Origin of the sequence: Streptomyces corynorhini (assembly GCF_003346515.1) — a bacterium.
Taxonomy (GTDB): domain Bacteria; phylum Actinomycetota; class Actinomycetes; order Streptomycetales; family Streptomycetaceae; genus Streptomyces; species Streptomyces corynorhini.
In genome coordinates, this window is record NZ_QQNA01000349.1 from 1 (window position 1) to 7,664 (window position 7,664).

General features: G+C 71.8%; 9 protein-coding genes. 1 reads left to right on the top strand and 8 read right to left on the bottom strand.

Features of this window, described 5'->3' with window-relative positions; genetic code table 11:
* Positions 1-20: 20 nt before the first annotated feature.
* From hisF to hisD, 8 genes are read right to left on the bottom strand one after another with little or no spacing between them, the layout of a single operon-like run.
* Entirely contained in the window at positions 21-776 is a 756-nt protein-coding gene (hisF, locus tag DVH02_RS31755; RefSeq protein WP_114627309.1) for an imidazole glycerol phosphate synthase subunit HisF, read from the bottom strand.
* Entirely contained in the window at positions 773-1,189 is a 417-nt protein-coding gene (locus tag DVH02_RS31760; RefSeq protein ID WP_199566484.1) for a RidA family protein, read from the bottom strand. Before DVH02_RS31760 ends, hisF begins: the two co-directional genes overlap by 4 nt.
* Positions 1,186-1,911, bottom strand: a complete 726-nt coding sequence (gene priA / locus DVH02_RS31765) for a bifunctional 1-(5-phosphoribosyl)-5-((5-phosphoribosylamino)methylideneamino)imidazole-4-carboxamide isomerase/phosphoribosylanthranilate isomerase PriA (RefSeq protein WP_114627316.1) — start codon at positions 1,909-1,911, stop codon at positions 1,186-1,188. The genes DVH02_RS31760 and priA overlap by 4 nt, the downstream gene beginning before the upstream one ends.
* A gap of 24 nt (positions 1,912-1,935) precedes the next feature.
* On the bottom strand, positions 1,936-2,583 hold the full coding sequence (gene hisH, locus DVH02_RS31770) for an imidazole glycerol phosphate synthase subunit HisH (RefSeq protein WP_114627310.1): 648 nt from the start codon (positions 2,581-2,583) through the stop codon (positions 1,936-1,938).
* Complete coding sequence (locus tag DVH02_RS35760; protein ID WP_199566485.1) at positions 2,580-2,747, bottom strand: hypothetical protein; 168 nt, start codon at positions 2,745-2,747, stop codon at positions 2,580-2,582. Before DVH02_RS35760 ends, hisH begins: the two co-directional genes overlap by 4 nt.
* Positions 2,744-3,337, bottom strand: a complete 594-nt coding sequence (gene hisB / locus DVH02_RS31775; protein ID WP_114627311.1) for an imidazoleglycerol-phosphate dehydratase HisB — start codon at positions 3,335-3,337, stop codon at positions 2,744-2,746. The genes DVH02_RS35760 and hisB overlap by 4 nt, the downstream gene beginning before the upstream one ends.
* Entirely contained in the window at positions 3,334-4,452 is a 1,119-nt protein-coding gene (locus DVH02_RS31780) for a histidinol-phosphate transaminase (RefSeq protein WP_114627312.1), read from the bottom strand. Before DVH02_RS31780 ends, hisB begins: the two co-directional genes overlap by 4 nt.
* Positions 4,449-5,780 (bottom strand): histidinol dehydrogenase, encoded by a 1,332-nt coding sequence (gene hisD, locus DVH02_RS31785; protein WP_114627313.1) that lies wholly within the window; start codon positions 5,778-5,780, stop codon positions 4,449-4,451. Before hisD ends, DVH02_RS31780 begins: the two co-directional genes overlap by 4 nt.
* Before the next feature lie 221 nt (positions 5,781-6,001).
* Between hisD and DVH02_RS31790 the strand changes: the two genes are divergently transcribed.
* Entirely contained in the window at positions 6,002-7,612 is a 1,611-nt protein-coding gene (locus DVH02_RS31790) for an oxidoreductase (protein ID WP_114627314.1), read from the top strand.
* The last annotated feature ends 52 nt before the right edge of the window (positions 7,613-7,664 follow it).

Genomic DNA, 7,664 nt, shown 5'->3' on the forward strand with positions numbered 1-7,664 from the left:
GGCGTTCGGCGCGTCGGCGTTCAGCGCACCGGATGCCCCGCCAGCCGCAGGGCGTCCTTGACCTCGGAGATCCGCAGATCGCCGAAGTGGAAGACGGACGCGGCCAGTACGGCGTCGGCCCCGGCGTCGACGGCCGGTGCGAAGTGTGCGAGACGGCCCGCGCCACCGGACGCGATGACGGGCACGGTGACGTGTTTGCGGACGGACTCGATCATGACGGTGTCGTAGCCGTCCTTGGTGCCGTCCGCGTCCATCGAGTTGAGCAGGATCTCCCCCGCCCCCAGCTCGGCGGCGCGGTGCGCCCACTCGACGGCGTCGAGGCCCGCCGACCGGCGGCCGCCGTGCGTGGTGACCTCGAAGGACCCGTCCGGGGTCCGCCGGGCGTCCACCGACAGCACCAGCACCTGGCTGCCGAAGCGCTCCGCGATCTCCCGGATGAGTTCGGGCCTGGCGATCGCGGCGGTGTTGACGCCCACCTTGTCCGCACCGGCCCGCAGCAGCTTGTCGACGTCGTCCGCGGTGCGGACGCCACCGCCGACCGTGAGCGGGATGAAGACCTGCTCGGCGGTGCGGCGCACCACGTCGTAGGTGGTCTCGCGGTCGCCGGACGAGGCGGTGATGTCGAGGAACGTCAGCTCGTCGGCGCCCTCCGCGTCGTACAGCCTGGCCATCTCGACGGGGTCGCCCGCGTCGCGCAGGTTCTGGAAGTTGACGCCCTTGACCACCCGGCCCCGGTCCACGTCCAGGCAGGGAATGACCCGTACGGCCAGCGTCATGCCGCACCTCCGGGGGCCCGGTACGCCTCGACCTCGACCTCGACGACCAGGCTCGGGTCGACGAGTCCGGCGACGACGACCATCGAGGCGGCCGGGCGGGCCGCGTCGAACAGCTCCTTGTGGGCGCGGCCCACCTCGTCGGCGTCGCGCACATGGGTCAGGTACATGCGGGTGCGCACCACGTCGTCGGCGCCGAGCCCCAGCTCCCCGAGCGCCTTCAGGGCGACGCCGAACGCGGTGGCGGCCTGTTCGTACGGGCCGCCCTCGGCGATCCGGCCGTCGACCACCGACGTACAGCCGGAGACCAGGACCAGGCCGTTCGGGAGTTCCACCGCGCGGGAGTAGCCGAAGGACTCCTCCCAGGGGCCGCCGGAGGAGATCTTCCGTACCCGTCGCACGGAGTCCTCGCTCATCGGGCCACCGCCGCCAGCGCCTCTTCCAGCGTGAACGCCTTCGCGTACAGCGCCTTGCCGACGATCGCGCCCTCGACGCCCTCGGGCACCAGGGCGGAGATGGCCCGCAGGTCGTCCAGCGAGGAGACCCCGCCGGAGGCGACGACCGGCTTGTCGGTGGCGGCGCAGACGTTCGTCAGCAGCTCCAGGTTGGGGCCCTGGAGGGTGCCGTCCTTGGCGATGTCGGTGACGACGTAGCGGGCGCACCCCTCGGCGTCGAGCCGGGCCAGCGTCTCGTAGAGGTCGCCGCCGTCCCGGGTCCAGCCGCGTCCGCGCAGCGTCGTACCGCGTACGTCGAGGCCGACGGCGATCTTGTCGCCGTGGTCCGCGATGATCTTCGCGACCCACTCGGGGGTCTCCAGCGCGGCCGTACCGAGGTTGACCCGGGTGCAGCCGGTGGCGAGGGCGGCGGCGAGCGTGTCGTCGTCGCGGATGCCGCCGGACAGCTCGACCTTGATGTCCATCGCGGCGGCGACCTCGGAGATCAGCGCGCGGTTGTCACCGGTGCCGAACGCCGCGTCGAGGTCGACCAGGTGCAGCCACTCGGCGCCGGAGCGCTGCCAGGCGAGGGCGGCTTCGAGGGGGGAGCCGTACGAGGTCTCGGAACCGGACTCACCATGGACGAGCCGGACGGCTTGGCCGTCGCGGACGTCGACGGCGGGCAGCAGTTCGAGAGCCGGCACAGCGGGCTTCGGCACAGAGGACATTCAGAGGGTTCCGATCCAGTTGGTCAGCAGCTGGGCGCCGGCGTCGCCGGACTTCTCGGGGTGGAACTGGGTGGCCCACAGGGCGCCGTTCTCCACGGCGGCGACGAACGGCTCGCCGTGCGTCGCCCAGGTGACCCGGGGGGCGCGGATCTTGGGGTTGGTGACCTCAAGACCCCACTGCCGCACGGCGTACGAGTGCACGAAGTAGTACCGGGCGGCGGCGTCGAGTCCGGCGAACAGGTCGCTGTCCGCCGGGGCCTCGACCGTGTTCCACCCCATGTGCGGGACGACCGGGGCCTTGAGCGGCTCGACCGTACCCGGCCACTCGTCCAGCCCCTCGCTCTCCACGCCGTGCTCGATGCCGCGTTCGAAGAGGATCTGCATCCCGACGCAGATGCCCAGCACGGGACGGCCGCCGGCCAGCCTGCGGCCGATGATCCACTCGCCGCGGGCCTCCTTCAGCCCCTTCATGCAGGCGGAGAAGGCGCCCACCCCGGGCACGAGCAGCCCGTCCGCGTTCATCGCCCGGTCGAAGTCACGGGTGATCTCGACCTCGGCGCCGGCCCGCGCGAGGGCGCGCTCGGCCGAGCGGACGTTGCCGAACCCGTAGTCGAAGACGACGACGTTCTTCCGCGTTACCGCGCTCATTCCCAGATCCCCTGAATACGGAGCACCCCGGCGACGAGACAGAGCGCCGAGCACAGGCCCAGCAGCACGATCACGCCCTTGGGCAGCTTCTGCTTGTGGAAGGAGTACGCCCCGCCGGCCAGGAACAGCCCGATGAAGATCAGGATGCTCGACAGCCCGGTCACAGGGCGCCCTTGGTGGAAGGAAGAATTCCGGCCGACCGCGGGTCGCGCTCGGACGCGTACCGCAGTGCGCGGGCCAGGGCCTTGAACTGGCACTCCACGATGTGGTGCGCGTTGCGCCCGTACGGGACGTGGACGTGCAGCGCGATCTGGGCCTGCGCGACGAAGGACTCCAGGATGTGCCGGGTCATCGTCGTGTCGTACGCGCCGATCATCGGCGCCATGTTCTCGGGCTCGGTGTGGACGAGGTACGGGCGCCCCGACAGGTCCACCGTCACCTGGGCCAGCGACTCGTCCAGCGGCACCGTGCAGTTGCCGAAGCGGTAGATGCCCACCTTGTCGCCGAGCGCCTGCTTGAAGGCGGCGCCGATCGCGAGGGCGGTGTCCTCGATGGTGTGGTGCGAGTCGATGTGCAGATCGCCCTCGGTCTTCACCGTGAGGTCGAACAGGCCGTGCCGGCCGAGCTGGTCGAGCATGTGATCGTAGAAGCCGACCCCGGTCGACACGTCGACCTTCCCCGTGCCGTCGAGGTCGATCTCGACGACGACGGACGTCTCCTTGGTTGTGCGTTCCACGCGGCCGATGCGGCTCATGCGCTCTGCTCCTTCTTGAGATCACGTACCGCGTCGAGGAACGCGTCGTTCTCGGACGGGGTTCCCGCGGTGACCCGCAGCCGGCCCGGTACGCCGTTGTCGCGGACGAGGACGCCCCGGTCGAGGATCCGCCGCCACGCCGCGTGGGAGTCCTCGAAGCGGCCGAACTGGACGAAGTTGGCGTCCGAGTCGGTGACCTCGTAACCGATGGCGCGCAACTCGGTGACCAGCCGGTCCCGCTCGGCCTTGAGGGTCTCGACGTACCCGAGCAGCGTATCGGTGTGCTCCAGCGCGGCGAGCGCGGTGGCCTGGGTGACGGCGGACAGGTGGTACGGCAGCCGCACCAGCTGGACGGCGTCCACCACGGCGGGGTGCGCGGCCAGATAGCCCAGGCGCAGCCCGGCGGCACCGAACGCCTTGGACATCGTGCGGGAGACGACCAGGTGGGGGCGGCCCTCGATGAGCGGCAGCAGCGAGTCCCGGTGGCTGAACTCGACGTACGCCTCGTCCACGACGACCAGCGACGGCTTCGCGGCCTGGGCGGCGTCGTACAGCGCGAGGACGGCCTCGGCGTCGACGGCCGTGCCGGTGGGGTTGTTGGGCGAGGTGATGAAGACGACGTCGGGCCGGTGCTCGGCGAGCGCCTCCTTCGCGGCCGCCACGTCGATGGTGAAGTCCGCGTGGCGCGGCCCGGAGAGCCAGCCGGTGCCCGTGCCGCGCGCGATGAGGCCGTGCATCGAGTAGGAGGGCTCGAAGCCGATCGCGGTGCGGCCGGGGCCGCCGAAGGTCTGGAGCAGCTGCTGGATGACCTCGTTGGAGCCGTTGGCGGCCCACACGTTGGCGGTCGTCAGCGGGTGGTGTCCGGTACGGGTCAGATAGCGGGCCAGCTCGGTGCGCAGCTCCACCGCGTCCCGGTCCGGGTAGCGGTTGAGGGTGCGCGCGGCCTCGCGGACCCGCTCGGTGATCCGCTCGACCAGTGCCTCGGGCAGCGGGTAGGGGTTCTCGTTGGTGTTGAGCTGTACGGGGACGTCCAGCTGGGGCGCGCCGTAGGGGGACTTGCCGCGCAGCTCGTCCCGGACGGGCAGCTCGTCGTACTCACTTCCGCCGAACGTCACTTTCCTGGCACCTTCCACTCGAACCTGGCCTTGATCGCGGCGCCGTGCGCGGGCAGGTCCTCGGCCTCGGCGAGTGTCACCACGTGGTGGGCGACCTCCGCGAGGGCGTCCCTGTCGTAGTCCACGATGTGGATGCCGCGCAGGAAGGACTGCACCGAGAGCCCGGAGGAGTGGCAGGCGCAACCGCCGGTCGGCAGGACGTGGTTGGAGCCGGCGCAGTAGTCGCCGAGCGAGACGGGGGCGTACGGGCCGACGAAGACGGCGCCCGCGTTGCGTACGCGCTCGGCCACGGCGGTGGCGTCCGCGGTCTGGATCTCCAGGTGTTCGGCGCCGTACGCGTTGACGATCCGCAGGCCGTCCTCGACGGAGTCGACCAGCACGGTGGCCGACTGCCGGCCGGAGAGCGCGGGGACCACCCGGTCGTCGATGTGCTTGGTCGCCGCGACCTGCGGATCCAGTTCCTTGTCGACCGCGTCGGCCAGCTCGGCCGAGTCGGTGACCAGGACGGCGGCGGCGAGCGGGTCGTGCTCGGCCTGGCTGATCAGGTCGGCGGCCACGTGCACCGGGTCGGCGGTGGCGTCGGCGAGGATGGCGATCTCGGTGGGGCCTGCCTCGGCGTCGATGCCGATCCGGCCGGTGAAGTAGCGCTTGGCCGCGGCGACCCAGATGTTGCCGGGGCCTGTGACCATGTTCACGGGCGCGCAGCCGTCGGGGCCCGTCGTGCCGTACGCGAACATCGCGACGGCCGAGGCGCCGCCCGCCGCGTACACCTCGTCGACACCGAGCAGCGCGCACGCGGCCAGGATGGTGGGGTGCGGCAGTCCGTCGAATTCCCTCTGCGCGGGCGAGGCCAGCGCGATCGACGCGACACCGGCCTCCTGCGCCGGCACCACGTTCATGATCACGGACGAGGGGTAGACGGACCGCCCGCCGGGCGCGTACAGCCCGACCCGCTCGACCGGGACCCACTTCTCGGTGACCGAGCCGCCCGGCACCACCCGCGTGGTGTGCGGGGAGCGGCGCTGCGCGCGGTGCACCAGCCTGGCGCGGCGGATCGACTCCTCCAGCGCGGCCCGCACCTCGGGGTCGAGCGCCGCCAGCGCGGCGGTGAGCGCGGTGCCAGGGACCCGTACCCGTTCCAGCCGTACACCGTCGAACCGGGCCGCGGCCTCGATCAGCGCCGCCGTGCCCCGATGCCGCACGTCCTCGCAGAGGGGCCGCACCTTCTCCAGGGCGGCTTCCACGTCGAATTCGGCTCGGGGCAGCAGGTCACGCAGGGCTCCGCCCTCGGGGAGGGGTTCGCCGCGCAGATCGATTCGTGAGATCACGGGGTCAATTCTCGCAGACCGGACCGGGCCGTCGGACGGCTGTATCACTGGCTGATACATGACGCCACCACCGCCGCACACCATCGATGTCACTCATTGTGTTCAGTACGCCACAGAGAGGGAACAACGTTTGTACGGAGCAACTGCCCGCAGTTGTACGGACCGACTGTCATCAGTTGTTCGGACCATCTGTACGCACACGGGGAAGCGGAGGCGCGGCCGTGACCGAGCCGTACGACGAATCTCCCGACTGGCTCAGCGCGGCGGAACTCGGCATGTGGCAGTCGTTCCGCAACGGCAGCACGTACGACCTGAGCACATCGGATCCCTTGCTGAACGATCCCTTCGCGCCGCGCCCCTGGGGCACGGAGCGCAGTGTGCGCGCCCGGGTGGTCGCTCTGCTGCTGCTCAGCGGCCCCACCGCGCTGCCCGGCAGAGTGGCGGCGCTCAAGCTGTGCGGTGTGCAGATCACCGGGACGCTGAACCTCGCGGGCGGCACGGTCGCGCCGTATATGGAGCTGACGGGCTGCCGCTTCGAGAACGAGGTGGTGCTGCCCGAGTCGCACTTCACCACGTTGCGCATGGTGAGCTGCGCGATCCCCCGGCTGGAGGCCGCCCGGCTGCACACCGAGGGCGATCTCCATCTGCCCCGCTGCCGGGTCGACCGGGGCATCCGGCTGACCGACGCGCGGATCGGCACGGACCTGCTGATCAGCGAGATCGACGTACGGCCCGACCGGCGCGGCCGGGCGATCGCGGCCGACGGCCTGGTCGTCGCGCAGGACCTGCAGGCCGACCAGATCGAGACCTACGGCGAGGTGAGTCTGCGCGGCGCGCAGATCGGTGTGTCGCTGAGCCTGCGCGGCAGCCGGCTGCGCGCGGCGGAGGGGCGGCGCGCGCTCAACGCGCCTCAGCTGACGGTCGAGCGCTCGCTGCACATGACCGGCGCCTGGGCGAGCGACGACACCGGCGGCCCCGGCGTCACACCGCCGTACGGCGTCGGGTCGGGGACGGCGGCCGGCTCCGCGGCCCTGCTCGGCTCCCGGTTCCAGCGCTTCGAGTGCCGGGGCGGGGTGCGGCTGGACGACGGGCGGTTCGGGGACGCGGTCGACGTGGACCAGGCGCGGTTCTTCCTCACTCCCGAGGAGGAGCTGTCGCTGCGCCGGATCGTCACGCCCGAACTGCGGTTCACCTGCGACCACGTCGAGGAGGGGCGGGTGGTGCTGAGCGGTGCGCGGATCGTCACCCTCATCGACATGTCGACGAGCTGGCCGGGCCCCGGCGGTCTCGGCATGGGCGGCTTCACGTACGAGAACCTCGTGCCGTTCGGCCACTTCCCGCTCATCCGCCGTCTGGAGTGGCTGGCGGCGGCGACACCGGAGTACTCCCCCGAGCCGTACGAACGGCTGGCGCAGGTCCTGCGGCAGAGCGGCGAGGACGCGGACGCCCGCGAGGTGCTCCTCGCCAAGCAGCGCCGCCGCCGCGAGACGCTGCCGCTGGCCGGGAAGGTCTGGGGGTACGTGCAGGACTGGACGGTGGCGTACGGCTACCGGCCGGGGCGGGCGGCGCTGTGGATGGCCGTGCTGTGGGGGGCGAGCACGGTGGCCTTCGCGCGCAACGCGCCACCGGCCCTGCGGGCGGAGGAGCACCCGGCGTGGAATCCGGCGCTCTACTCGCTGGATCTGCTGATCCCCGTCATCGATTTCGGGCAGGACGGCTACTGGCTGGTGGCGGGCGGCTGGCAGTGGGCGGCGGCGGCCCTGACGGTGGTGGGCTGGATCCTGGCGACGACGGTCACGGCGGGCGCGACGAGGGCGCTGCGCCGGGGGTGAGCCAGGGGTGAGCCGGGGCGGTCCGGGCGGGCGGGCCGCCCCGGCTCCCCCC